Source organism: Paraburkholderia sp. 2C, assembly GCF_054589215.1.
Genome location: NZ_BAAILL010000032.1, coordinates 863,286 through 887,484, shown reverse-complemented (window position 1 = coordinate 887,484; position 24,199 = coordinate 863,286). Strand labels below are relative to the sequence as shown.

The 24,199-nt window shown below is 63.5% G+C and carries 20 protein-coding genes; 9 read left to right on the top strand and 11 right to left on the bottom strand.

Annotated elements, in window-relative coordinates:
- Positions 1-35 precede the first annotated feature (35 nt).
- From ACYPXD_RS12160 to ACYPXD_RS12130, 7 genes are all read right to left on the bottom strand, one after another.
- The gene (locus tag ACYPXD_RS12160; protein WP_459711479.1) at positions 36-704 is read right to left on the bottom strand and encodes a phosphorylase; all 669 of its coding nucleotides are present in this window, start codon (positions 702-704) and stop codon (positions 36-38) included.
- A 71-nt stretch (positions 705-775) separates the two neighbouring features.
- Entirely contained in the window at positions 776-2,875 is a 2,100-nt protein-coding gene (shc, locus tag ACYPXD_RS12155; RefSeq protein WP_459711244.1) for a squalene--hopene cyclase, read from the bottom strand.
- Positions 2,875-4,134 (bottom strand): hydroxysqualene dehydroxylase HpnE, encoded by a 1,260-nt coding sequence (gene hpnE / locus ACYPXD_RS12150; protein ID WP_459711241.1) that lies wholly within the window; start codon positions 4,132-4,134, stop codon positions 2,875-2,877. The genes shc and hpnE overlap by 1 nt, the downstream gene beginning before the upstream one ends.
- Positions 4,134-4,982: a presqualene diphosphate synthase HpnD gene (hpnD, locus tag ACYPXD_RS12145; RefSeq protein ID WP_459711239.1), complete on the bottom strand. Its 849-nt coding sequence runs from the start codon at positions 4,980-4,982 to the stop codon at positions 4,134-4,136. Before hpnD ends, hpnE begins: the two co-directional genes overlap by 1 nt.
- A 260-nt stretch (positions 4,983-5,242) precedes the next feature.
- Entirely contained in the window at positions 5,243-6,181 is a 939-nt protein-coding gene (locus ACYPXD_RS12140) for a GGDEF domain-containing protein (RefSeq protein ID WP_459711236.1), read from the bottom strand.
- The gene (locus ACYPXD_RS12135) at positions 6,178-6,801 is read right to left on the bottom strand and encodes a chemotaxis protein CheC (RefSeq protein ID WP_459711234.1); all 624 of its coding nucleotides are present in this window, start codon (positions 6,799-6,801) and stop codon (positions 6,178-6,180) included. The genes ACYPXD_RS12140 and ACYPXD_RS12135 overlap by 4 nt, the downstream gene beginning before the upstream one ends.
- On the bottom strand, positions 6,794-7,162 hold the full coding sequence (locus ACYPXD_RS12130; protein WP_459711477.1) for a response regulator: 369 nt from the start codon (positions 7,160-7,162) through the stop codon (positions 6,794-6,796). The genes ACYPXD_RS12135 and ACYPXD_RS12130 overlap by 8 nt, the downstream gene beginning before the upstream one ends.
- A gap of 674 nt (positions 7,163-7,836) precedes the next feature.
- Between ACYPXD_RS12130 and ACYPXD_RS12125 the strand changes: the two genes are divergently transcribed.
- Positions 7,837-10,107, top strand: a complete 2,271-nt coding sequence (locus ACYPXD_RS12125) for a hybrid sensor histidine kinase/response regulator (protein ID WP_459711475.1) — start codon at positions 7,837-7,839, stop codon at positions 10,105-10,107.
- 339 nt (positions 10,108-10,446) lie between these two features.
- Positions 10,447-12,318 (top strand): hypothetical protein, encoded by a 1,872-nt coding sequence (locus ACYPXD_RS12120; RefSeq protein ID WP_459711232.1) that lies wholly within the window; start codon positions 10,447-10,449, stop codon positions 12,316-12,318.
- Between the two features lie 138 nt (positions 12,319-12,456).
- Here ACYPXD_RS12120 and ACYPXD_RS12115 read toward each other — a convergent pair whose 3' ends face one another.
- A complete protein-coding gene (locus tag ACYPXD_RS12115; RefSeq protein ID WP_459711229.1) occupies positions 12,457-13,008 on the bottom strand; it encodes an NADPH-dependent FMN reductase in 552 nt (183 codons plus the stop codon).
- Positions 13,009-13,361: 353 nt separating this feature from the next.
- Between ACYPXD_RS12115 and ACYPXD_RS12110 the strand changes: the two genes are divergently transcribed.
- From ACYPXD_RS12110 to ACYPXD_RS12095, 4 genes are all read left to right on the top strand, one after another.
- A complete protein-coding gene (locus ACYPXD_RS12110) occupies positions 13,362-13,571 on the top strand; it encodes a hypothetical protein (RefSeq protein WP_459711226.1) in 210 nt (69 codons plus the stop codon).
- Between the two features lie 255 nt (positions 13,572-13,826).
- Positions 13,827-14,438: an RNA polymerase factor sigma-70 gene (locus ACYPXD_RS12105; RefSeq protein ID WP_459711224.1), complete on the top strand. Its 612-nt coding sequence runs from the start codon at positions 13,827-13,829 to the stop codon at positions 14,436-14,438.
- Positions 14,425-14,628, top strand: coding sequence for a zf-HC2 domain-containing protein (locus ACYPXD_RS12100; RefSeq protein WP_459711221.1), 204 nt, complete (start codon positions 14,425-14,427; stop codon positions 14,626-14,628). Before ACYPXD_RS12105 ends, ACYPXD_RS12100 begins: the two co-directional genes overlap by 14 nt.
- A 258-nt stretch (positions 14,629-14,886) precedes the next feature.
- A complete protein-coding gene (locus ACYPXD_RS12095; RefSeq protein ID WP_459711219.1) occupies positions 14,887-15,855 on the top strand; it encodes a sulfonate ABC transporter substrate-binding protein in 969 nt (322 codons plus the stop codon).
- 127 nt (positions 15,856-15,982) lie between these two features.
- Here ACYPXD_RS12095 and arsC read toward each other — a convergent pair whose 3' ends face one another.
- Positions 15,983-16,345 carry an arsenate reductase (glutaredoxin) gene (gene arsC / locus ACYPXD_RS12090; RefSeq protein ID WP_459711216.1) on the bottom strand — a complete coding sequence of 121 codons (363 nt, stop codon included), beginning with the start codon at positions 16,343-16,345 and terminating at the stop codon, positions 15,983-15,985.
- A 488-nt stretch (positions 16,346-16,833) separates the two neighbouring features.
- On the opposite strand from arsC, the gene parA reads away from it, so the two are divergent.
- Together parA and ACYPXD_RS12080 are read left to right on the top strand one after the other, a co-directional pair.
- Complete coding sequence (gene parA / locus ACYPXD_RS12085) at positions 16,834-17,496, top strand: ParA family partition ATPase (protein WP_459711214.1); 663 nt, start codon at positions 16,834-16,836, stop codon at positions 17,494-17,496.
- A 24-nt stretch (positions 17,497-17,520) separates the two neighbouring features.
- Positions 17,521-18,585 (top strand): ParB/RepB/Spo0J family partition protein, encoded by a 1,065-nt coding sequence (locus ACYPXD_RS12080; protein ID WP_459711212.1) that lies wholly within the window; start codon positions 17,521-17,523, stop codon positions 18,583-18,585.
- Positions 18,586-18,661: 76 nt separating this feature from the next.
- On the opposite strand, the gene ACYPXD_RS12075 is transcribed toward ACYPXD_RS12080, so the two are convergent.
- Complete coding sequence (locus ACYPXD_RS12075; protein ID WP_459711209.1) at positions 18,662-20,011, bottom strand: RepB family plasmid replication initiator protein; 1,350 nt, start codon at positions 20,009-20,011, stop codon at positions 18,662-18,664.
- 1,836 nt (positions 20,012-21,847) lie between these two features.
- Between ACYPXD_RS12075 and ACYPXD_RS12070 the strand changes: the two genes are divergently transcribed.
- Complete coding sequence (locus ACYPXD_RS12070) at positions 21,848-23,053, top strand: DNA-binding protein (protein WP_459711205.1); 1,206 nt, start codon at positions 21,848-21,850, stop codon at positions 23,051-23,053.
- A 146-nt stretch (positions 23,054-23,199) separates the two neighbouring features.
- Here ACYPXD_RS12070 and ACYPXD_RS12065 read toward each other — a convergent pair whose 3' ends face one another.
- Entirely contained in the window at positions 23,200-24,195 is a 996-nt protein-coding gene (locus ACYPXD_RS12065; RefSeq protein ID WP_459711203.1) for a tyrosine-type recombinase/integrase, read from the bottom strand.
- Positions 24,196-24,199: the final 4 nt, after the last annotated feature.

The following is a 24,199-nucleotide window of genomic DNA, read 5'->3' as shown; positions in this document are numbered from 1 at the left end:
CGGCGCCGGCTAGCCGCGCCGGTTATCTCCGCCGGCTACCCGAGTCGCGTTGAAAACCGCAGTGCGCCGGCCTGATCCAGCGCGCGACGCGCATCGACGAGGGTCGCGCGCGCGGCGCGCGCGTCTGCAGCCAGCTGGATCAGAGGACGAATCTGTGACGGCTGTTTGATCAGTTCACGCAGGATCGGCGCGATCGCGGTGCTGCCGTCGTCGCGCAAGCCGGCCGTTGCGGCGGGCGGCAACGTGCGCCAGACGGGATCGACCACCGCGCGGCACACCGCGAACGGCAATCGATGCGCATGGGCAATCGCGCCCGCCAGATGCGACTCCATATCGACCGCCAAGGCGCCGGTTGCGCGATGGCGCGCCGCCTTGTCGGCGGCGCCGGTCAGCGGCGCCGCGACGCCCGCCAGACGGCCGCGGCGCAGTTTCGCGGCGAGCGGCGTCGCCGCGAGCGCGGCGGCGATTCGCTCGGACCACGCGTGGTCGGTCGAAACGGGCCCAAGCGGCCCGTCCACACCCTCCGCGATGATCAGCGCACCGGGCTCGAGATCGGGCGCGAGTCCACCCGCCGTACCGAAGCTGATAATGCCGGCGCAACCGCGCGCGACGGCTGCGGTCAAGGCGCGCTCGAGCAGATCGGCGCGCGCCGCGAACACCGCGTCGACGCCCTCGCCGCGCGCGATACGCGCTTCGAACGCCATGCCGGTGACGGCGATCACGGGCAACGCGGCCGGCGCCGTGCCACGACCGGCCACCGGTGGCGCCTGCGCGCTCACAAACCGACCTTGACGCGCGTTTCGCCGGACTGCTTCATGTGCCGATAGCGCGCCAGCGCCCACAGCGGGAAGAACTTGCGATAGCCGTGGTAGCGCAGATAGAACACGCGCGGGAAACCCGTCGCCGTAAAGCGCGTTTCGTCCCATAGCCCGTGGTCGCGCTGCTCGCGCACGAGGTAGTCGATGCCGCGCGCGACCGCCGGATGCCCGACTTCGCCGGCTGCGATCAGCGCGAGCACCGCCCAGGCCGTCTGCGACGCGGTACTCGTCGCGCGCTCGTAGCCGCGGTATTCGAGCTTGTAGCTCGTGCCGTCCTCGCCCCAGCCGCCGTCCGCGTTCTGGATCGAGACAAGCCATTGCGCGGCGCGTCTCATGGCCGGATGGTCGAGCGGCATGCCGACCGCATTCAGCGAGCCGAGCACGCTCCACGTGCCATAGATGTAGTTCATGCCCCAGCGGCCATACCAGCTGCCGTCGGCTTCCTGTTCCTTCAGCAGATAGTCGTAGGCGCGGCGCGCGGGGTCGCTGGTCGCCGGCATGTCGCCCATCTGCGCAAGCATCGACAGGCAGCGGCCCGACACGTCCGCGGTCGGCGGATCGAGCAGCGCGCCGTGATCGGAGAACGGAATGCTGTTCAGGTGATAGTGCGTGTTCTCGGGCTCGAATGCGCCCCACCCGCCATCGCTGCTCTGCATGCCGACCACCCACTCGCGCGCCCGCGCGATCGCGGCGTCGTACGCCTGCGTCTTCGCGTCGACCGCGACGCGATGCATGGCCGCCGCCACCACCGCGGTATCGTCGACGTCCGGGTAATGCGCGTTCGCGTACTGGAACGCCCAGCCGCCCGGGCGCACGTTGGGCCGGCGCGAAATCCAGTCGCCGCGCACGTCGAGCACCTGCAGCGGCACGAGCCAGTCGAGGCCGCGTGCGGCGGCCGCCACGGCGCGTGCATCGCCGGTTTCGAGCAGCGCGTGCGCCGCAAGCGACGTGTCCCACACCGGCGACAGGCACGGCTGGCAATACGCTTCGTCTTCGTGGATGGCGAGCAGCTTGTCGACCGAACGGCGGGCAATCGCGCGATTCGGGTGCTCGGCCGGATAACCGAGCACGTCGTACATCATCACGGAGTTCGCCATCGCCGGGAAAATTGCGCCGAGGCCGTCTTCGCCGTTCAGGCGTTCATCGACGAACGCGAGCGCCGCCTGAATGGCGCGCTCGCGCATGCGTGTCGGGAAGAGGCCCTCGGTTACGCGCAACACCGCGTCGATCGAGCGGAAGAAGCGGAACCAGCCTTTGCTCTGGTGCGCCGCGCGCGGCAGCATGCCGGTATTGACCGGCGCGCCGACGAACAGCTCGTCGATGCGCACGCCGCGCGGGTTGCGCGCGACCGGCCGCTTCGCGGCCAACACCAGCAGCGGCACGATCACCGTGCGCGCCCAGTACGACACCTTCGACAGATGGAACGGAAACCACTGCGGCAGCAGCATCATCTCGACCGGCATCACCGGCACCGCGCGCCACGAAATCACGCCGAACAGCGCGAGCAGCATGCGCGTGAACACGTTGACCGCTTCCGCGCCGCCATGCGAAAGCACGGCTTCGCGTGCGCGGCGCATATGCTCGGCGTCTTCCGCGTCGCCGATCATCTTCAGCGCGAAGTACGCCTTGACGGTGGCGCTGACGTCCATCGCGCCATCGGTGAAAAGCGGCCAGCCGCCGTCCGGCAACTGGATGCGGCGCAGGTAGCGGCCGATTTTCTGTTCGAGTTCGAGATTCGCGGTTTCGCCGAGATAATGAACGAGCAGCACGTATTCGGCCGGAATCGTCGCGTCGGCTTCGAGTTCGTAGACCCAATGCCCGTCGTCGTGTTGCGCGGCGAGGATCGCGTCGGTGGCGCGCGTGATGGCCGCGTCGAGCGCGGCGTCCGGTGCGGCGACGGCCGGCGCTCCCGCTTGCGCGGCAACGTCTGCGCCCATCTGACCGGCCACCTGGCCAGCAAACTGGGCGTCAACGTCGGCGGCAACCGTCGCGTCCTGAGCGCGATCGGCTGCGGGGTTTGCTTCGCCCAACTGCTGGGCGACGGATAAATCGTTCATCAGCGTCCCATCGGTTCGTTCAGAAGCAGATCCGCGGCCTTCTGGCCCGAGCGGATCGCTCCCTCTATCGTTGCGGGCAGACCGGTAGCCGTCCAGTCGCCCGCAAGCATCAGGTTATTCCAGCGCGTGCGCGCCGCCGGGCGGCGCATTTCTTCGTCAGGCACCGCGGCGAATGTCGCGTACGGTTCGACGCCAATCTGCCATATCGGCAGCGCTTGTGCCGGCAAACCGGCTGCCTGCGCGACGTCGGTCCACAGCGTTTGCGCAAGCGCGTCGCGCGGCATGCCCGCGAGGCGTTCCGCACCGTAAGCGGTAGCCGACAGACGCCCTTCCGCGGCGACCAGCCAGTGCGCATTGCCGTTGATCAGAGCGGCCGTCGGCGGGTGGCCTGCGGGCGGCTCGATCGCGAAGTGCGCGGTCACCATCGGCGAGAAGCGCTGCGGCGCCTGCACGCCCGGCACCAGCGCCTGCGCCACGTGCGGCGGCACGGCGAGCACCGCGGCTTCGCCGTCTTCGAGCGCAATTCGCTCGCCGCCGACCTGCAATGCCGTCACGCGACTGTCGGCGAATTCGACCGCGTCGAGGCGCGCATCGAGCCGGATCGTCGCGCCGCCATGCTGCAGCAGGCGCAGCGCCGGATCGACGAATGCGCTGCTCAGACCATGGCGCGCCACGAGCGGCCGATACGCGTCGCCGCCCGTCGCAAGCGTGTCGCGCACCGCGTTGGCCGCCAGTTCGGCGGTGCCGTTGCGCGGATCGACGTTCATCATCACCGTCAGCAGCGGCCCCAGCATCCGGTCCCACAGCGCGCCGTTGCAGCGCATCGTTTGCGCGAGCGTGCGGCCCGGCTTCGCGAACAGCAACGGCACGAGCGACAGATAGTCGCCGAATTGCGTATGCGGCACGCGCGCGGCCGGGTCGAGCATCCAGAACGGCACGCGGCCCGGCGACGGGCGCACGGTCCAGCGCATACGCGTCGCGACATCGATGAAATTCAGCTCCGGCCGCGCCGGCCCGACCAGTTCATCGCCGGCGCCGATCGCGCGCACGTAATTCAACGTGGCATGGTTGCCCGACACCACCACGTGATTGCCGCTATCGACGGTCGCACCGAGCGTCCGGTCGTAGTACGAGCGGCAGCGCCCGCCCGCCTGCTCCGCCGCGTCGTATAACGCGACCTGCGCGCCGCGGCGCTGTAATTGCACTGCGGCGGCGAGGCCCGCAAGGCCTGCGCCGATCACGTGCACCAGCTTGCGCATCAGAAGAAGGCGTACCGCGCGAGAATCCACAGCAGCCGCGCGCGCGGCTTGCGGACTTTGGTGCGCGGGATGTCGAAACCGCGCTCGACGGTGCGTTCGAGCAGGCAGTGATACACACCCGACATGATGCGCGGTGCGCGCACATGCGCGCGCGGACACTGATCCATGATCGCGTTCGACGCGATGAAGTGCCGCTCGGCGCGTTCCGCGATGGTCGCGCACACGCGCGGAAGGGAAGGATCGTCCGCGATCGCGGCGGGGCTTGTCGCCGCGATGCCCTCGCGCGCGAGCAGTTCGCGCGGCAGATAGCAGCGGTTCAGCTCGGCGTCTTCGTCGATGTCGCGCAGGATATTGGTGAGCTGCAACGCGCGCCCGAGATGATGAGCGAGGTCGCGGCCCGGCTGCTCTTCCATCCCGAATATTCTCACCGACAGCCGCCCCGCGGCGCTTGCCACGCGGTCGCAATAGAGATCGAGCGTCGCCTCGTCCGGCGCGCAGATGTCGGCTTCGGCATCCATTGCCATGCCGTCGATCATCGCGTGGAAGTCTTCGCGCTGCAGATGGAACGTGTGAATGTGCCGGGTCAGCTCGCGCAGCGATTCACGCGGCGCGCCCGCATAGCACGCGTCGATGTCGGCGCGCCAGCGCTCGAGCGCGGCGGCCCGTTCGGCACGCGGCTGGCCGCCGTCGGCGATATCGTCGACGGCGCGGCAGAACGCGTAAATCTGATACATCGCGTCGCGCTGCGCAGCCGGCAGGATGCGCATGGCGAGATAAAACGAACTGCCTGAGGAAGCGGCAGCAGCGTCGGTTTGTGTATCGTCCACGACTGGATTGGAAACGGCCAAGACAATCTCCGCTGAGACGCCCGGTTAATAGGGCGATCAAGAAGTCATGCCTACCCGCAGGGCAAGCCGCCCGCGCGCGCGGACACGCGCGAAATGAAATCTGAAATATGCCGGCTGGGATGCCGGGACGCGCGAAAGTATACCAGCCATCGAAAGCCGTCGCTAAACCCCGGCCCGGCGGGCGCGCCCGGCAAGCAGCATGGCCTTGTAAGGCTTGGCGAGCCGGACGAGCGAAAGGTCAAGTGAGCGTTACGTTAACGTCAGATGAATGCGATCGAGCGGTTACGGCCTTGCCGTTTAGCAGTGTAAAGGGCCGCATCGGCTTCGTTGATCAGCGCTTCGTAAGCCGGGACACCGGCTCGCGCCGATGCCCCGCCGACGCTCGCCGTCACCGGCACGCTGACACCGTGCACGTCGACCGGCGTGTCGCCGATCGTATTGCGGATCTTCTCGGCGACGAGCATCGCGTCCTCGAGCGGCGTGCACGGCAGCAGCAGCGCGAACTCCTCGCCGCCGAAACGCCCGAACGTGTCCTGCGCGCGCACCACGCCGGCCACGCGCTGCGCCATTTCGCGCAGCACGGAATCGCCGGCGACGTGCCCGAACTGGTCGTTGATCTTCTTGAAGTGGTCGAGATCGAATAACAGGATCGACAGATCGCCGCCGTAGCGCTGCCAGCGTGTGTACTCGTCGCGCAGCCGTATTTCGAAATAGCGGCGGTTCGCGATGCCGGTCAGCCCGTCGCGATCCGCGTATTCCTGCAGCTTCGCCACGGCTTCCTCGCGTTCGCGTTGCATGATGCTCACGTGCGTCACATCGGACACCGTTACACAAACGGCTTCGACTTCGCGATCGCGCATCAGCGGCATGAACGTGCAGTCCTGCTGCATATAGTCGACGCCGCCGGTAATCGGCCGGTCGTGGTCGAACTTGAACAGATAGGGCCGCTGCTCCCACGAACTGAACGCGAAACTGCCGAGCTGGAACACGCTTTCGAGCTTGCGCGTGAGCCAGACGCGCGGCAATTCCGGAAAGCTCGCGAAGATCGACTTGCCGACCACCTGCTCGGCCGACAGGCCGCTGTGGTCGTGCATGAAGCGGTTCCACATCAGTACGTTCATTTGCCGGTCGAGCACGAAAATGCCGAATCCGACGCGTTCCACCACCAGGTCACTCAGAGAGGCCGTTGAAACGTTCATAGGCTGGACAACAGTGCATCAAGTGCGTGATTGATATGCAGGATCGAGTCTTCGGCCATCAGCATCACGAGATGCGCGCGGAAACTCTGATCCTCGAGCGAGAAGTTGACTTCGACGAGCAGCGCGACGCTCCAGGCGAGGATGTTCGGCTGGAATACGTCGTCGAGCGACATCGTGAGTCCGAGCATGCCCGGCGCCGAAAACACCGGCGCGCGGCCGAGTTGCTCGAAGATGCACGAGACGCAGGCGCCCGTCAGCAGGTTTGCGATGTCGAAGATCAGCTCTTGCTGGCTGATCGTCTCGTAAGTCGATTTCGCATACGGATCGCTCACGAGCGCGCACAGCTGTTCGACGTTGCCGCTCTTGCAGATCACGAGCGCTTCGCCCTTGATGTCGGAGCGGAAACCCTGGCGCACCGCGGCGACGGTTTCGCTGATGCCGGTCATGTCGCGTAGCGCCTGTGCGGCTTCGCGCACGTTGACGACGCGCACGCGCGGCACCGACAGTTCGATGAACGCATCGAGCAGCAGCGCGAGGCGCTTCGCGGCCTGCCCCATCGCGAGATTCGCCACCTCCTGCAACGCGTCGCGCTGGTCTTCGTTGAGAACTGGCTCAGGCATACAACCCGTACTCCTTGAGGATGGGAAGGACCGCCTCGGAGGTCACGGGCTTCGCAACGAACGCGATCGCGCCCAGCGCGCGGACGCGTTCCTGCGCCATCGGCTGGATGTCCGCGGATACGACAATCACGAAGGTGTTCAGATCTTCATGCTGCAGCGCTTCCAGTACCTGATAGCCCGTCATGTCCGGCATCGTCAGGTCGAGAAACATCACCGTGGCCTTGCCGGCGCGGTACAGTGCGAGTGCTTCGCGCCCGTTCGATGCGTAGGCGATCTCGACGTCCCAGTCCGGCGGCAGTGCCTTGGTGAGCACCTTCCGGGCGAGCAGCGAATCGTCGGCGATCACGATGGGCAAGGGCATGGCGGCAGAATCGGTAAACGGAATTGTCTCGTGCGTATTATCGGCGGCTGCCGGCGGTTCTTTAGTCATCGCCGGATTTACCGCGTGCAGGCGGAATGCTGCGGCCCGCTCAGGCGCACGCGGTACGAAAAAGGGCAAAGGAGTGTGACGCCGCGCCGTGTAGTGGTCGATACATACGGAAATAGTCGCGTACGCCTCGAAAGACGATAATGGCCGGCATTTTGAACCCCACCCCGTAGCAGAATCCGCGCGGCAACGGGCGTGCTGCATGCCGTGCTGCCCCGCTGACGATCGCTGAATATCGCGAACTACCCTTCCGTCTCGTCTGACTGGGATGTCGGGGCGCCCTCGCGCGATTGCGTCCGGACATGGCGGACGCTTGGGTTATCTGGGGCGCAATTCTCGAAGCAAACCGGCGAAAAGGCAACTCGCCAAATTGCCGTACATCGAACAAAAGTCACTCAAGTGACTCGCAGTTTCGGGGACGTTTTCACCACTAACTAACAAAATGTCGCCGTTTATACTTTTGTGTACGTTTGCGCTACCGGATTTGTCACTGTTTCGAAAACAGTCCGGCCCATCGGAGAGAATTCGAATTGCGGCAAGCGTCACCGCTCGCCGTATGATGGTAAAAGTCATGCCTGTCCTTTCCGACTTTTGCCGCGGTGTCCATGATGACTTCTGATCGGCGCGAATCGGCTGAAGATAACCGTGACGCCGCCAACCGGTCCGAAGAGACCGTGTTTCCGGCCGTGCCCGAGCATAACTTCGCGGTGCGTCGCATGACGCTGATCGCGCTGCTGATTGCGGCAATCATCCTGCCCTGCGTATTCGTCGTCGTGATGGCGTTCGACGACTTCCGCGCGCGCGAGGCGGAGGCGACGGACGTGACGCTGCGCACCGTGCGCGTTGCCGAAGAGCATGCGCTCAAGGTATTCGACATGAATGAAGCGCTCGATGCGCGCGTGGTCGACTTCGTGCAGGGTCTCGACGATGCGGGCATTCGCGCGCGCGAAGCGCAGATTCACGACAAGCTCGATTCGATCGGCGGCGGTTATCCGCAGGTCGCGTCGATGTCGATTTTCAGCAGCGACGGCACGCTGCTCGCGAGCAGCCGCTTCTATCCGGCGCCGCCGCTATCGATTGCCGCACGCGACGATTTCATCGGCATTCGTAACGGCAGCGTGATCGAGCATGTGTCGAGGGTGATGTCCGGCTCCGCGGCGGATGGCGAAGTCGTGTTCAACACCGGCGTCGCGCGCCGCAACGGCGACGATGCGTTCGCCGGTATCGTCTCGGTCGCGCTGCGTTCCGGCTATTTCAGCGACTTCTATCGCGACCTGCTGGGCGGCAGCGGCGCGCCGATGACGATGGGCCTGACGCGCACCGACGGCGCCGTGCTCGCGCACTACCCGCCGAGCAGCCGAGCCGCCGCCGAGCCGCAGAAGTCGCCGTTTACCGAGGCGCTGGCCGAAGGCCGCCGCGCGGGCGTCGTGCGCGTCCATTCGATGCTGTATGGCGACACGCAGATCGTCGCGTTCCGCCGCGTCGGGTCCTATCCGGTGTACGTTGCATGCGGCTACCGCACGTCGGCGATCTGGGCGGCCTGGTACCGGCATCTGAGCGTGCTGATTCTGGCGATGTTCGTGCCGTCGGTGGTGTTGTGGTGCGTGATCTGGCTGTCGTTGAAACGGCTCGCCGCCGAAGAGGAAGCGTGGGAACGCTGGCAGGCCGAAGCATCGATGCGCCGCTCGATCGAATCCGCCTACCGGCAGTCGCGCAAGATGGAAGCGCTCGGCAATCTCGTCGGCAGCGTCGCGCACGACTTCAACAACCTGCTCATGATTGTGTCGGCGAACATTCAGATTCTGCGCAGACGAAAGGTGGCCGCATTCGATCGCGAACTGTCGGCCGTCGAGCGTGCGCTGAAAAGCGGCCAGTCGCTCACGCGTCAGTTGCTCGGCGTGGCGCGCAAGCAGCCGCTGCGCAACGAAACGCTCGCCATCGAGCGCTGGCTGCCCGGCTGCCGCGAACTGCTGCGCGCATCGCTCGGCGCGAAGGTGTCGCTCGTGATGGACATCGGCCTCGGCGTCTGGCCGATTCGCGTCGATGTCGCGGAGCTCGAGCTTGCGCTGATCAATGTCGCCGTCAATGCGCGCGACGCGATGCCGAACGGCGGACGCTTCACCGTGCGCGCGAAGAACATCATGTTCCGTCACGAAGACGGCTTTCCGCTGACCGGCGAGTTCGTTCAGCTCTCGCTCGAGGATACCGGCGTCGGCATGCCGCCCGACGTGCTCGCGCGCGCGTTCGAGCCGCTTTTCACGACCAAGCCGAAGGGCATGGGCACGGGTCTTGGCCTGCCGCAAGTGTTCGCGTTCTGCGAGCGCTCGGGCGGCCTCGCGGCCATCGACAGCGCGATAGGGGCGGGCACCTCCGTGCGGCTTTATTTGCCGCGTACGACCGGCGAGGCGATTCAGACCGAAACGCCGGTCGAGCCGATCGTCGCGGAAGGCGACACGCCGCAAGGGCTGCGCATTCTGCTCGTCGAAGACAACGACGAAGTAGCGGCCGGCACCGAAGCGCTGCTGCAGATGATGGGTCATGAGGTCACCTGTGTATTCAATGCCGATACTGCGCTGCGCCTGCTCGACGATGCGCGTGAAAAGCGCGCGAAAAGCGGCGAGCCCTTGCCGTTCGACCTCGTGATTTCCGATATTCATATGCCGGGCAAACTCAACGGCATCGACCTCGCTGAAGCCATCCAGCACTTCGAAACGAAGCTGCCGGTCGTGCTCGTGACCGGTTACGCGGAAGAGCTCGAGCGCGCCCGGCATGTCGACGCGCATGTTTTGCCGAAACCGTTCGATATCGCACTGCTCGACCAGTTTCTGCAGACGCTGCAGCACGATCTGGCACCGCCGAATACGCATCCGACCCACTGAAGTCGGACTGCCGCCGCTCGCGTTACCCATTGTTTGTAAAAAGGGCGAGGCGCGCGCGTGCCGGATGCGGTTTGCTCGCGTTGCGTAAAGGTTTAGCGCGGGGTTTAGCGCGGGGGTTAGCGGGGGGCAGCGCGGATCTGACGCCGCGGCTTGCGTTGGTGCAGCGGTGCGGCGGTGCGCTCGCGTGCCGTCGCTTGTGGTGTTGTTTTGCAGGTTGCTTTTGGCCGCGCGTCTGCCGCGATTCCCGGCACGATCGTTGCGGCTTTCCGGTTAGCTGGCTAGCGAGCGACGCAGTATGCCGTCGCGCCGCCGGCTCGAGCAAACTACCGGGAGGCAGCCATGCGACAAACGGTCATCGGCCTGTTCAACACCTACGCGGAAGCGGACGGCGCACGCAACGCACTCGTGCAATCGGGCTTCGCTTATCACGAAGTCGAACTGAGGGCGAACCCCGAAACGGCGTCCGATGCGATCGCCGACGAATCGCCGGGCGTGCTCGCCAATATCGAGCGCTTTTTTTCGAGCCTGTTTTCGACGTCCGGTTCCAGTCTCAACGAACCGATCGCCGAACGCTACACCGATGCGGTGCGGGGCGGCGCGGTGCTCGTCGCCGTCGACGCGGCCAGCGACGCGCACACGGAACTCGCGCACAACATGCTCGTGCGGCTGGGTGCGCGCGACGTCAGCGAGCGGGCGCGAATCGAGCCGCCAACGCGCCACGCTGGAGAAGCTGAGCAAGTGCGACGCGAACATTCGATGCTCGATGAACTCGGCCTCGGCGCGCCTGCCGCGGTACCGACTGCCGCGCAACCGCCGAACGAGGCGTTACGCGCGATGGAGGAAGAGCGCCGCTATGAGCGCGTCGATGCGCCGCCGCACGACACGCCCATCGATGACGAAGCCGCGCGGACCGCGATTGCGGCCGGCGGTGCGCCAGGGTCCGGCGCCGTGCTGCGGCCGGATCTGGCGGATACCGCTGATACCGGCCGTCGCGAACTCGATGAAGCGGCGATGCGCGAAGCGCGGATCCGGGAACAGCAGGCGCGGGAAACGCAAGTGCAGCGCGATATGCGGTCGGCCCCGCCCGCCTCTGCGCCGCCGCGCGACGCGTTTTCGCAGACCTCAGGCGGCGCTTCGCCGAGTGGCGGCGATGAGCGCGCGTATCCGGCGATAACCGTTCGCGGCGCCGCGCAATATCAATCCGATCCCGCAGATATCAGCCGCGCGACGCCTCTGCCCGGCGAAGGTTTGTGGCAGCGCGACATGGCGGAACGCAGCGGCCAGCCGGCGGCCAAGGGTCCTCGCGCGTCAGAACCGGGCGGTACTCCAAACGTTCGCCGCGATGCGCAGGCGGGCGTCGGCTCCGATCTTTATTCCGAGGACGGGCGCGGTGGCGCGCCGACGCGATATGGCGACACGGCTTCGCCGGTTGCGGCGGGACGCACGGCAGAAACATCGGCATCGCCCCAACGCGTGTCAGCGGTGCGCGATGAGCATCAGCCGCCGCAGTTGATGCCTGACGCGGATACATCACCGGCTACGACGAGCCGGAGCGCTGAAGACCGAGGCGCCGTTGGCGGCGTCGGCATGCCGGACGAAAGAAGCGCTGAACGGAACGACGAGCGACGTACGCATGAAAGCAACCAGTCCGCTGCCGGTACGGCCGGCACGCCTGGCATGATGAACGAATACGAAGCACGCGAGCAGTTGCGCAGCCGCGACTATTCGCCGGCGACCGTCGCGGGCGACACAGCGCGACGCACCACGTCCGACGATACGCGTGGTGCGGATATGCGCACTCCGACGCAATCGGCGGCCTATCCGCCGTCTTCGCAGATGTCCGAGGCGTCGACGACACCTTCGGCGGCATCAGCCGCCAATCAGCAGGCAAGCCGCAACGCCCGTGACAGCGACCTCGGCGCGCCGATTCCCGACGAGTTCCTCGAGTACGAAGAGGACTTCCGTCTGCATTACGACGAGCAGTTCGGTACACGCGAAGGCGCGCGCTACGACGAATATGTGCCGGCTTACCGGTACGGTGCGACGATGGGACGTGATACGCGCTATCAGGATCGGCCGTGGGACGACGACGTCGAACTCGAAGCGCGTCACGACTGGGAACGCGCAGCGCCGGAGGGAAGCTGGGATCGCTTCAAGGCCGCCGTGCGGCACGGGTGGGAGCGCGTGACCGGTCACCATCATCATCATTGACGACCGGCGAATGTAACGATGATCGGCCGGACCGCGGCGCCGTGCTTAGGGCGCCGCTTCCATCGAAACCGGGTCGACGCGCGCATCAACGCGCGACTCGACAAGCAGGCAGACGGCGCGCGCGCCGTGCTGCCGCGATCAAACCTTGTGCTTTTTCACCCAGGCGACGAAGGTGTCGACGAAGGTTTGCAGGAATTCGCGCGTGTCATCGTTGACGATCGCGCCATTCGCATCGATGCGCGAGGGGTCATGCTTCACGAAGATTTCGGGCTGGCCCATCGTCGGCACGTCGAGATAGGCGAGTACGTTGCGCAGATGCTGCTGCGCCAGCGCGCTGCCCATGGCACCCGGCGACGTGCCGCACACCGCGCCCGGCTTGCCGCCCCACGAGCTGTGGCCCCACGGACGCGAACCCCAGTCGAGTGCGTTTTTCAACACGCCGGGCATCGAACGGTTGTATTCGGGCGTCACAAACAGCAAGGCGTCAGCCGACTCGATCTGCCGCTTGAAGTGACGCGCAGGTTCCGGGAAATCCGCGTCGTACTCCTGGTTGTACAGCGGCAGGTTGCCGATTTCGACGAATTCGAACTTGAATTCGGTCGGCGCCAGCGAAATCAGGGCGTGCGCGAGCTGCCGGTTGAAAGACTCGCGGCGCAAGCTGCCGACGATGACTGCGATCTGATAAGCCATGGTGTCGTTCCTGTTGAATTGCTGCGGTTAACGGTACGGCCCGGTAATCATAGCGGCATTCGCGAATTCGCTTCGGGTCTGTGGACAAGTCCGCGGCGACGTCTGTTATCCACAGATTTCGGGGAAAACCTTGTGGATAAATTGACTCTTTTCCTTGCGAGTCAAGCTTGCGATCGGCTAGCAGGCGAGCAGCAAAAACTACCTCAACCTATGCATTCCGATTACGAAGTCGCGAGAACCTGTAGCACCACGCTTCTTCGGACCTTAGGTGCCGTCGCGCATCTCGCGCAGCGCAAACTTACGGTTGCGCGCGCAACAGTCGAAGGCGCCGTTTCTTACGGAGGATTGATAGCATGACGCGCATTTCTTCAGGTAAATCGCACGACGAAGCATTGGCCGCTCGCAAAGGTCAGCGGCAAAAAGCGCAGGAACAGGCGGGCGGCGATATGGCCGTCGAAAACACGCAGTCCGATGCGGAACATAGCTGCGGCGAGTTGTCCGAAGAGGGCAAGAAGGTATGGCGGACCGGCAGCGGCCTCGATGGCGGGGGAAAGCCCTCCTGACATCGCGCTGTTACTGCCTTTATCGCCTTTGTCGCCTTTGTCGTCAGTTTTCTGGCTGTATCGATCGCCTGCGGTCCAGTCGAATTCAATTCGTTCGGACCGCAAGTGAGGGAGAATGTGCGCCGAGCCCGCGAACGCGCTTTTTCTCTCACTGATGAATACGAACCGCCTCTACCAGCGCCGGCATCGGCGCAGCAATCCGTTTGCTGTTTCACCTCTGCGTTTTTCGTCCCGCACTGACAATCGGGGACATGCATGAGGACGCTGCTCGAAGAGCAGGCCTTCGACGATCCTGCCTATCTCGAACGGCTGCGCCGCGATCTGCTGCGTTTTGCGCGCCTGCAGTTGCGCGACGCCGCAGCCGCCGAAGATGCGGTGCAGGAAGCACTGGCCGCGGCGTGGACCCAGGCTGACCGCTTTGCCGGCCAATCGGAACATAAGACGTGGGTGTTCGGCATCTTGCGTCACAAGCTCGTCGATACCCTGCGCGCCCGCCAGCGCACGATCAATCTCTCCGCGCTCGACGATGAAATCGATGGCGAAGCATTGCTCGATCGCGAGCTCTTCAAGGAAAACGGACACTGGTCGCGCGAAGCGCAGCCGCGCTCATGGCCGACGCCCGAACGGGCGATGCGTCAGCAACAGTTCTGGACGTTGTTCGAGATGTGCCTCGATCACTTGCCCGAGCAGATCGGCCGCGTGTTCATGATGCGCGAATTCCTCGATCTCGAGACCAATCAGATCTGCAGCGAGCTGCAGCTATCCGCGAACCACTGCAGCGTGCTCATCTATCGCGCGCGCTTGCGGCTGCGCGCATGCCTGACCGAAAAGGGCTTTTCCAGCGGGGACGTCGATGGGGAAATGTAAAGACATCACGCGGCTACTTTCCGATGCGCTCGAGCGTAAGCTCGGCATGCGCGAATGGCTGGCCGTCGGCGCGCACCTGCCCACCTGCAGCGGATGCCGAAACTTTCGCAGACACATCGGGCTGTTGCGCGCGGCCTCCCGGGCGATGAGCGGGATCGATGATGTCGATGATCGGGAGACGCGCGAGTAAGCAAAGCAGGCTGGAGCATCGGCGCGTATGCGTGTGCTTGATGCGAATGCGGCTTGTCGCGCGGCTGCGTTTGTTTGATACGCATGACGGCACGTTTGACGCATATGACGCGTTCGACAGAATCCCGATGCGTCTCGGCCCAGCGTGATTTGCTTATGCAAATTTATCGGTTCGCGATCGAACGCGAGCGACTTATCGTTGAGCGCAACCGGTCCATGTTGCGTCCGTCTTTCGCCAGGTCGATCCCCGATCTCCATCATGATTCGTCATCCCTCCCTGAGGCGTCGTGCGTTTCTCGCCGGCGCGGGCGCCGCGCTGGCCGCAGTGGCACTCCCCTCTCTCGCCGCTGCACGCGCGAATACCATTCGCATCGGCTATCAAAAAGCGGCGAGTACGCTCGTCCTGCTGAAAGCGCATGGCACGCTCGAAAAACGTTTTGCACCGCTTGGTATCTCCGTCAAATGGACTGAGTTCCCGGCAGGGCCGCAATTGCTCGAGGGCCTCAATGTCGGCTCGATCGACTTCGGTTATGTCGGCGAGGCGCCACCGGTCATTGCGCAGGCTGCCGGCGCAAATTTCGTCTATACCGCGTATGAGCTTCCGACTCCGCACGCGGAAGGCATTCTTGTGCATCGCGACGCGCCGATAAAATCGGTCGCCGATCTGAGAGGCAAGAAAATCGCGCTCAACAAGGGCTCGGACGTGCATTGGTTCCTCGTCGCCGCACTGCAGCAGGCCGGCGTGCAGTACACGGATATTCAACCGGCGTTCCTGCCGCCCGCCGACGCACGCGCGGCGTTCGAGCGCGGCGCCGTCGATGCATGGGCGATCTGGGATCCGTTCCTCGAGGCCGCGAAGCGGCAAACCAATGCGCGCCAGCTGACCGACGGCGAAGGGATCGTTAGTCATCACCAGTTCTTTTTGAGCGCGCGGCCGTTTGCACAGGACAACGCCGACGTCATTGCAGCAGTGATCGACGAAGTCGGCAAAGAAGGCGAATGGGTGCGCGGCCACTATGCGGATGCGGCGGCGCAGCTCGCGCCGATCCAGGGTCTCGACGCGAGCGTCATCGAAGGCGGCCTTCGACACTATGCGCATGTGTATCGCCCGATCGATGCGCCCGTGCTCGCCGAGCAGCAACGCATCGCCGATACGTTCGCGAAGCTTCGCATCATTCCTCAGCAGATCGTGACGAAGGATGCGGTTTTGCAGGTCGCGAAAGGCTGAGATCGCTGCGCCGGGCGAGCCCGGATTTGCCGGGATGCTCGACGTCGGATCTTCAAGCTGCGAAGGTCGAGACTGCCGGATCGTCAACGCCGGCTTCTTTTTGTTGTCATTTAAAGCGCTATTCGATTTATTCGTCGAATAGCGCTTTGACGTTTTCGGGCGGCCGGCCAATCACCGCTTTGCCGTTGCGCACGATGATCGGACGTTGAAGCAGAATCGGGTGCTTGACGAGGGCTTCATAGAGTTGATTGTCGTCGATATCGTCGGCGCCGAGGTTCAGGTCTTTGTACTCGGGTTCCGTGGTGCGGATCATGTCGCGCACCGTGCAGCCGAGCATCCGGTTCAACTCTTTCAACTGCGCGACCGTCAACGGCTCGCGCAAATATTCGACGATCTTGACCGGCTCGTTTGCGGTGTTGAACGAGGTGTCGATGAGTTCGCATGCGCCTCGCGATTTCGAGCAACGGGGATTGTGATAGATCGTGATCATCGCAGGTGTGCTCCATGATTTCGATGGGGTGAGTCGAGTAGCGCGCTAAGGCAAGAACCCCGGATTCTAGCGGTGCTTGCCGAACGCTATAGCGAGCGCTGAGAGGCACAGCGCCAGCCGGGGCTCTGATTGTTCCGGGTGAAGGTAGGGACGGCGGCATCCGCGCGGTCGCTGCTGAATGATGGTGCTTCAGGGATACGCTTCACCGTCGGGCTTTATGCGCATAAAGCCGTGCTCCGTTACGCGCTCGTTGCGCACGTGCCAGCGTGTCGCTTTCAACGCAGATTCAAGTGCTGTTAAGGCAAGAGCCCCATACCCCTAAGCGCGCTTAACGTTCGACCTCAACGGCCATCGCGCGAAGACACGTCGCCTTTATGCGCATAAACCTAGGCCAAATGGCTAATTTGTCGCGGTGTCACGACAAAATGCATTGAAACAAAAATACATCAAGGTAGAATTCAGCAGCGTCCAATACGGGGAGGTGAAGCTTGGCAGCTGAAATCATCGCAGTCACACAACAAAAGGGCGGTGTCGGAAAAAGCACGATCGCGATGCATCTCGGCGCTGCTTTCCACGAAAAGGGGAAGCGGGTTCTCGTCGTCGACGCGGACGGACAGAACACCTTGGTTCACTGGGCAAGCGCGTCTTCAGATGGAGAAGCCGGCATTCCCTTTCCCGTCGTCAATCTCTCGGAAGCCGGTGGCCAGATCCACCGCGAGATCAAGAAGTTCGTCGGCGACTACGACGTCATCGTCGTGGACTGTCCGCCGTCGATCACCGAGAAAGTCTCAGGCGTGGTATTGCTGGCCGCGACGGTCGCGGTCATTCCCACATCATCTTCACCTGCCGACTATTGGTCGAGCGTTGGGCTCGTCAAGTTGATCCAGCAGGCGCAAGTGATGAACGAAGACCTGCGAGCGGTCTTCCTCCTGAACAAGACTGAAGAGAAACGCATGCTCACGCGCGAACTGAAGCGCGCGTTGGAAGAGCTCGGTTTTCCGCTGCTCAAAACCCAGATTCCTACCCGTGAGGCGTACAAGCAGGCCATGGCCCTCGGTCAGACGGTGCTGCAAATGAGCGACCGCGGCGCCAAGCTCGCGAGCATGGAAATCCGTGCCGTTGCTGACGAGATTGCCGCCCTGCTTCCCTGAATTTATGCGCATAAAGGTCCCTGAATGAAACCCTCCCAATTCGCCAAAGGCTTTCAAGCGCGCCCGGATACGACCAGCAGCGAAAAGCGCACCGCGCTCGATCGCCTCAATGCGATCGACGGGCTCGTGCAGAACAATCCGCGCAAAACGGATGAAGTCGTCGGCCGATCGAGTCAATCGATCTCTCAGCCCGCATCGAATGAGGTCGAATCGACGGAATCGATTCATGAATCGCCACAGTATCGGGCGTGGCGCGCCGAGCACGGTTATCGTCCGGGGCAAGTTATCGAGCTGGCGCTGAAAGTCATCAAGGCGAGCCCGTTCAACCCACGGCATTTTTATCTGAAGACGTCGATCGCGGAGCTTGCGGTCAATCTCGCGAAGCAGGGCCAGCAGCAGGCCATCCACGTCATTCCCGACTACGACAATCCTGGAACCTACTTTGTCAGCGACGGTGGTCGCCGCGTGCGCGCGCTGAAGGAAGCCAACAAGGAATCCGTGAAGGCGATCGTGATCGATCTGCCGATCGGCATCCAGAGCTACAAGCTCGGCTACGACCTCAACGTTCAGCGCGATTCACAAACTGTGTTCGACAACGCCGTCGTCTGGAAGCGATTTCTCGACGACAAGCACTTCCAGAGTCAAAAGGAATTGGCCGAGCATCTGGGACTCGATGAATCGACGGTCGCCGTCGCCTTGTCGATCGCGAAGCTGCCGGAAGTCGTGATGCAGGAAATGGTCGCAAGACCGGATCGGTTCGGCTCGAACATGGGCTATCAGGTCGGCCGCTATCACTCGGCTCGCGGCACGGACGCGACGCTGCGCCTGATCAACAAGATTCTGTCCGACGACCTCAGCACGCGCCAGGTCGCCGATATCGTGAAGGGCAGAGCGAGCGCGCAGGAAAGCGCGAAGCCCGCGGGACGGCAGCGCTACGCACAGCGGCTCGAGATCAAGTTCGATGGCGTGTCGGTCGGCGATCTGAAGTCATACGGGGACGATCGCATTGAACTGCGTCTGCGTGGCCTGTCACGCGAGAAACGCGACGACATCCTTCACCAGATCGAGCGGATGCTGCAGAAAAAGTAAAGCGGCGAGGGCATCGTGAGACGGCGCCGTGTGATGCGCGCGGTGCAAATCACGGGCAACGCAGGACGCAGCCCCGTCAAGCCGCGCGCGATTGATTCAACGTGAAGGCGAGCAGATCGCCATCGGTCGGCTCGCCCCAGGTCTTGCGTGCGAGCCAATCGAAAAACGCCGTCTCGGCGAGTTTCGAATCGAGACCGCGGCGGCGCCAATCGTCGCGCATGTGGGCGCCGAGATCGGGCAGTTCGTCCTCTTCGAACGACTGGCGCGCCACCTCCTGCTCGGAGTCGCCTTGCTCCTCGTAGAGCGCCTGCGCTTCCTTGCGCCGATACGCCGCATATTCGCTCAGCAAGCGGGCCTTCAGATCGTCTGCTGGGACCGCGCCGGACGCCTTGCCGCCACTTGCCGGCGGCAGTGCATCGACCGGCGGCGCGTAGCCCTTCTTCAGCGCGTCCTTGAAGAGCGCCGGCGCGCTGCGTACCGGCGGCAGCGTCGTGCTGCGCATCCGCTGCTCGGTCATCTGCAGCGCCGCGCGAATCCGGTTCTCCTCGCTGTCGGCGTAAAGCGTCTGCGCTTCCTTGAGCGGAATGCCGATCTTCACCATCCGGTCGACGAGCGTGCTGTCAAATACGTTCGGATGCTCGTCGAGGGCAAGCATGGGCTGCTTGCGCTCCGTCACGCGAAACTGGATCTCGGCGACGCGCCGGCCTTCGCGATGCTCGATCAGCTCGACAAAGATGTTGGTGACCGCGTTGACCTCGGCGATTGCCGGCCGCAGGTAGTCGCGCTTGAAGTACTTGTACTCGCGCTTCGCTTCGTCGCCGGCTTCGGTGTCCGGCGTACCGGACAGAATGGGCCGCCACCATTCCCACGACTCGCGCATCGTCAGATGGCTCGGATTGGTCAGATAGCGCACGCAGATCTCATAGAGCGCGAGGCCCGCGCTGCTGCGCAACTGGCTTTGGAACTGCAGGCTCAGACGCGCGTACTGCACGGGATCGAGCAGCTTCTTCTTGATCTTCGGCGCAAACGAGAATTCGACCCACACGCGGCGCGTGGCCGGATCTTCGAGAATTTCGGCATCGGCAATCAGCGTCGAGATGCCCCATTTGCGGCCCGGCTTCTGGCTCGATGTACCGGTACTCCATTCGACCTGGACCGACACCATCCGCCGCAGGTGTTCCTTGACGAGCGCGGTGTCGTTCGAATCGAATGCGGAGTTGGCGACGATATCGGACAGGAGCGCGCGGTAGGTGTCGCCGGACTCGTCCGCCTGCTGCGCGACAGCCAGCAGCACGTTGAACAGCTTGCGGGTCAGCAGCGTGATCTTGCCGCTTTTCGGCTGAATCGCGATGGCCTCGACTGCCTTGCGCAGCTCGGCGGAACTCGGGCTCACCACATCGGTTTTCTTCGCGCGCTTCGTGGCCATGCGTCGGATCGAGAAGGATTTTGCGCAAGGATACCGACTGGGGTGATGTGCGTCTATAGGGTGTCCCTCACCATTTCCTGGTGAAGCGGGTTTACGAACCGCGGCTCACCTCGACGCATTCCCGAAAAGGCTCACCTTCCAGATTTCCGGGGTATTCCGGCATTCGTTGCTTGTCGCGGCATCCGTAAAAGTCGCTGGCGACGAAGCCGTTGTTTGCGACGTGCCGCAGTTCCCGTATCGACTCACCTCAGCGAGCGTCGCAATTATGCGACGCAAAGTCTCCCGACCGAACGCGCGCGCTTGCCGATGTCGAGCGGACTTCGCGTGGGCTTCGCATGCGCCGGAACGTCAGGGCGCCGTCCAGCAGGGAGATCGCCGCCCGCGGATCGCATTCTCCGTCGATTTCACCGGACAGATCGCGACACCCAGAGGCGCTGGCCGCGCCTCATGTTCCCGAAAACGCTCACCTCCAACGACCGTGAGAGCCGCGGAAATCGGGCCTTCACGATTTGCAGCGGGTACAGAAAGCGCAGCGGAATCCCGAAAAGCCTCACCTCGATGCCGGCCGGAGACGGTTTCCGTGATGTCTTCAGGGCTGCGCATCGATCTCCCGCAAATCCTCACCTATCGCTGCTCTGCGGAAAATCTCCAATCGATTCTGGTACTTACGATGTACATATCAAGCGGATCATGACCGTGGCGCGGCTCCCGAAACTCCTCACCTTTGACGCTCGCCCCGATAGCCCAGCCAGCCGAACACATCGGCAAATCGCTCCCGAAAACGCTCACCTCTCGATGACAGAACGAGATCAGCCCGCTCGTTACGATCACCGTCTACTGTGCTTTTGCGGTGAGCACCTGCAATTTCGGTCCTGTATTTCCTCACCTTGACCGCTTTTGGTCACCTCAAGGCATCCTGCAAAGCCTCACCTTTGACCGGAGCGCGAGACGTCGGGCCAACCCGCCGAGGGTCATTTGAGCTCCCGGATTTGCTCACCTTTGACGACTTCAGCAGCCGCGACTGCCCGTTCGGAGCGAAAACGCGGCTGAAACTCCCGAAAACCCTCACCTTGGAAGGGCGCCGACGCCCGAAACCACGCGGGATGGGCCACCGATTCCCGAAAAGCCTCACCTGACAAGGCTCTGCGCTCCCGTTTGCCCTCACCGATTGCATTTTTGATGGCAAAAAGGCGCTCGAAATCGAGGTCGGAATGCCTCCCGAAGCCGCTCACCCAGGCGTCAGCGGAAGCCGGAGGCTGACTTTCCCGCAGAATACGGGCTGGCGCGCGCTTATCCCCCGAAAACACTCACCTTTGCGGCGGGCTGATTTTGGGGGCTGCTCCCGAACCCGCTCACGACCCGTCCCGCACGCGCTCACCGAGGGCCCCGAATCCCTTCACTGCGCCGTCCCGTGACGGCTCACCACGACTCCTGTAAAACTTCACCTGACTGGCCGGAGATCCTTATCTGGTAAGGATTTGCCGTGGCGTTAACGTTTTTAACCAAGGTTCAAGGGTGTTTACTTTTATATCTCTCAAGCAAATGCCCCGCGAGTCGTGGAGAAAAACTGCAAAGTCAACACCGACCAAGGACGCATTTCGTGTCGTGAAACATAGGGTCGAAATGCCGGGGATCGAGAAAATCTTTTAATTACAGCAGCTTATCAGCTATTCTTCGCTTTGTTTCACGGATGCCCTTTAAAAATCGTCGGTAGGCACAGCCGCGGCGAGATAGGCAACGGTTCAGCAAGACTTACGGCACCGATACCGCAGAAAACGTAGCAAACATTACGTAACTTGTTATGATTCGTCGAATCCTTCCTGCGATGAGGCACCTATGAACGTCGATGACGAACGCGAAGCGATCCGGCGAGAACTCGATTCCATGCGGCTAAGCGGCGCTCGCCGTCAGGCGCTTTCGCTGCATGCATGCAAGCGGCTCTTTTTCGATCTTGGCATCCGGCCTTCGATGGCTGCAGTTCGAGATCTGACCCAAACCGGCAGCGCGAGCGACATCCCCAAGGACATCGACGGCTTCTGGGAACGCATTCGCCAGGCGTCGCGGGTGCGCGTCGGCGCAGGTGCGATTCCGAAGACGCTCGAAGAGCGCGCCGGAGAACTGCTTGGCACACTGTACCAGGAAGCGCTCACCGAAGCCCGCGCATCGCTCGACGAGGAGCGCGCGGAAATACAGGCGTCGATTGCGGCTGCGCAGCAGGAAACACACGACGGCAAGATTCGCCACGAAGCGGCCGAGCAGGCGATCGCACGCAGTGAAGCGCGCGCGGACGCCGCATGGGAACGCGTGCGCACGCTCGAGGCGCAACTGGCTGCCGCGTCGACGCACGGCAGTGCGCACCAGGAAAGCCTGCAGGCGTCGGTACGCCGCCTCGACGCGGAAAACGAGACGCTGCAAAAACGCGTCGAAGCCGAGCAGTCGACCAACGCGGCCCTGCGCGACCGGATCGACGCGCTTCACCAGGAACTGCGCGAAAGCACCGAACATTACGCGCAGCAGATCAAGGACGCTGTGTCCGAAGCGGAGCGTCGCGTAAAGCCGATGCTCGTCGAACTCGACTCGCTGCGCAGTATGGCGGCGACTTACCAGTCCGGCGTGCGCGATGCGAGCCGCAAGGAGTTCGACTTCATCCAGCAACTCGCGGCGGCCAAAGCGAGAGGTGACCGGCTCGATGCGCAGTTGCGCGAGCAGTCCGACGAACTCGATGTGATGACGCGACAGATGGCGGCGCTGCGCGCACAACAAGGCATCGATCCTTCAGTTGCAAGTCTGATGTTCGCGCTTGCAAGCGCAGGCCGCTTAAGCGCCGATGAACTCGCGTCGATCGGCACTGCGATCGACGGACACGTTGTGTTGCCCGCGCATTGTCCGAAATGCGAGGCCGGTGAGCCGGAGCTGTCGCAAGTGGATCACCACTACGAATTGTCCTGCCCCGAATGCGAGCATTCGTCGGGAACGGGGGCGTCGCGGCTTGAAGCGGTGGCGCGTTTCCTGTCGGAGGGAACCGTTTCGACGTCTATGTAAGCCCATGTCAGCCAAGGCTTTTCCACCAAGGTGAGCTTATACGGGATCGATGGGATCGCCCGAGGTGAGTCTTTACGGGACGTCTGCACATCGGTGAGCACGCGCGCAAAAACGCATCACCGGTTCACGCGTCGGTATGTCCAGGCTCACCTCTTATCAGTCGCGCTGGCCGTTTGTTCGGATCCCCAGGTTTTCCAGGCACGATGTAGCCGATGCGCGGAAACCGGTTGCGCGAAACCGAGCCACTCGCCGACAAGTTCCGGTTCAATGCCGCTTTCGAAGAGATCGGCAGCATAGGTATTGCGCAATGTCTGCGGGCTGGCGCGCGCTTCGCGCGATGCGGCAACGCCGGCTGCGTCGATCAGCGCATCGATTGCGCGCAGCGCCGTTGCCTTGTGCATCGGCCGCCCCGACGACGACGCTGGAAATACCCGTTCGCCTGCAAGCCCCGCGCTTGCACGCACGTCGAGCCATGCGCCAAGCACCGCGACGGCAAACGGCGCGAGGCGCGTGCGACGCGACAACAGCGGATTGTCGCCGTCGACGGTGAGCCACGCGGTGCCCGTGTTGATATTGCGCATTGTCAATGCAATGGCTTCGCCGGTTTTCAGTCCACCGCCGAGAAAGACTGCAACGAGCGCGCGATCGCGATATACGCGCCAGCGTTCGGCACCCGATACGCCGGTGACCGGCGACGAAAGATGGGCAACCAACTTCGCGCGTTCAATGGAAGCAAGAAAACCGGTCGGTTCGTTGTCGCGCGCGTTGCGCCATCCTGCTTCGCCATCCTGCGCAATGAAACGTGCCGGATTCGTCGACGCGGCTTCGATCGAGCGAACATGATCGAGCACGCGTTCGATCAGCCGCAGATAGCGCGCGCGCTGCGGCTTGCGAATCGACAGGCCCGCGACGAAGTCGGCAATCGAACGCCGGTCGACCGTCGCCAGTGTTTTGCGCCGCGCTTGCAGCCATTCCAGAAAGAGGCCCCACTGCGCTCGATAGACCTGCGCCGATGAAGCACGGAACTGCTGGCTTGCGAGCCACGCATCGAATGCGACCGCCGGGTCACGCAGCCAGTCTTCCTGTTCGCGGTCGAACAGATCGTCCGATAAGGGAGGTGAAGGCGTCCGGGCGCGGCTCACATCG

Excerpts from the sequence above, each read along its gene's own strand:
- ACYPXD_RS12160 (WP_459711479.1), bottom strand. The coding sequence starts at position 704 with ATGGCGTTCGAAGCGCGTATCGCGCGCGGCGAGGGCGTCGACGCGGTG.
- shc (WP_459711244.1), bottom strand. The coding sequence starts at position 2,875 with ATGAACGATTTATCCGTCGCCCAGCAGTTGGGCGAAGCAAACCCCGCA.
- hpnE (WP_459711241.1), bottom strand. The coding sequence starts at position 4,134 with ATGCGCAAGCTGGTGCACGTGATCGGCGCAGGCCTTGCGGGCCTCGCC.
- ACYPXD_RS12140 (WP_459711236.1), bottom strand. The coding sequence starts at position 6,181 with ATGAACGTTTCAACGGCCTCTCTGAGTGACCTGGTGGTGGAACGCGTC.
- ACYPXD_RS12135 (WP_459711234.1), bottom strand. The coding sequence starts at position 6,801 with ATGCCTGAGCCAGTTCTCAACGAAGACCAGCGCGACGCGTTGCAGGAG.
- ACYPXD_RS12130 (WP_459711477.1), bottom strand. The coding sequence starts at position 7,162 with ATGCCCTTGCCCATCGTGATCGCCGACGATTCGCTGCTCGCCCGGAAG.
- ACYPXD_RS12125 (WP_459711475.1), top strand. The coding sequence starts at position 7,837 with ATGACTTCTGATCGGCGCGAATCGGCTGAAGATAACCGTGACGCCGCC.
- ACYPXD_RS12120 (WP_459711232.1), top strand. The coding sequence starts at position 10,447 with ATGCGACAAACGGTCATCGGCCTGTTCAACACCTACGCGGAAGCGGAC.
- ACYPXD_RS12115 (WP_459711229.1), bottom strand. The coding sequence starts at position 13,008 with ATGGCTTATCAGATCGCAGTCATCGTCGGCAGCTTGCGCCGCGAGTCT.
- ACYPXD_RS12110 (WP_459711226.1), top strand. The coding sequence starts at position 13,362 with ATGACGCGCATTTCTTCAGGTAAATCGCACGACGAAGCATTGGCCGCT.
- ACYPXD_RS12105 (WP_459711224.1), top strand. The coding sequence starts at position 13,827 with ATGAGGACGCTGCTCGAAGAGCAGGCCTTCGACGATCCTGCCTATCTC.
- ACYPXD_RS12100 (WP_459711221.1), top strand. The coding sequence starts at position 14,425 with ATGGGGAAATGTAAAGACATCACGCGGCTACTTTCCGATGCGCTCGAG.
- ACYPXD_RS12095 (WP_459711219.1), top strand. The coding sequence starts at position 14,887 with ATGATTCGTCATCCCTCCCTGAGGCGTCGTGCGTTTCTCGCCGGCGCG.
- arsC (WP_459711216.1), bottom strand. The coding sequence starts at position 16,345 with ATGATCACGATCTATCACAATCCCCGTTGCTCGAAATCGCGAGGCGCA.
- ACYPXD_RS12080 (WP_459711212.1), top strand. The coding sequence starts at position 17,521 with ATGAAACCCTCCCAATTCGCCAAAGGCTTTCAAGCGCGCCCGGATACG.
- ACYPXD_RS12075 (WP_459711209.1), bottom strand. The coding sequence starts at position 20,011 with ATGGCCACGAAGCGCGCGAAGAAAACCGATGTGGTGAGCCCGAGTTCC.
- ACYPXD_RS12070 (WP_459711205.1), top strand. The coding sequence starts at position 21,848 with ATGAACGTCGATGACGAACGCGAAGCGATCCGGCGAGAACTCGATTCC.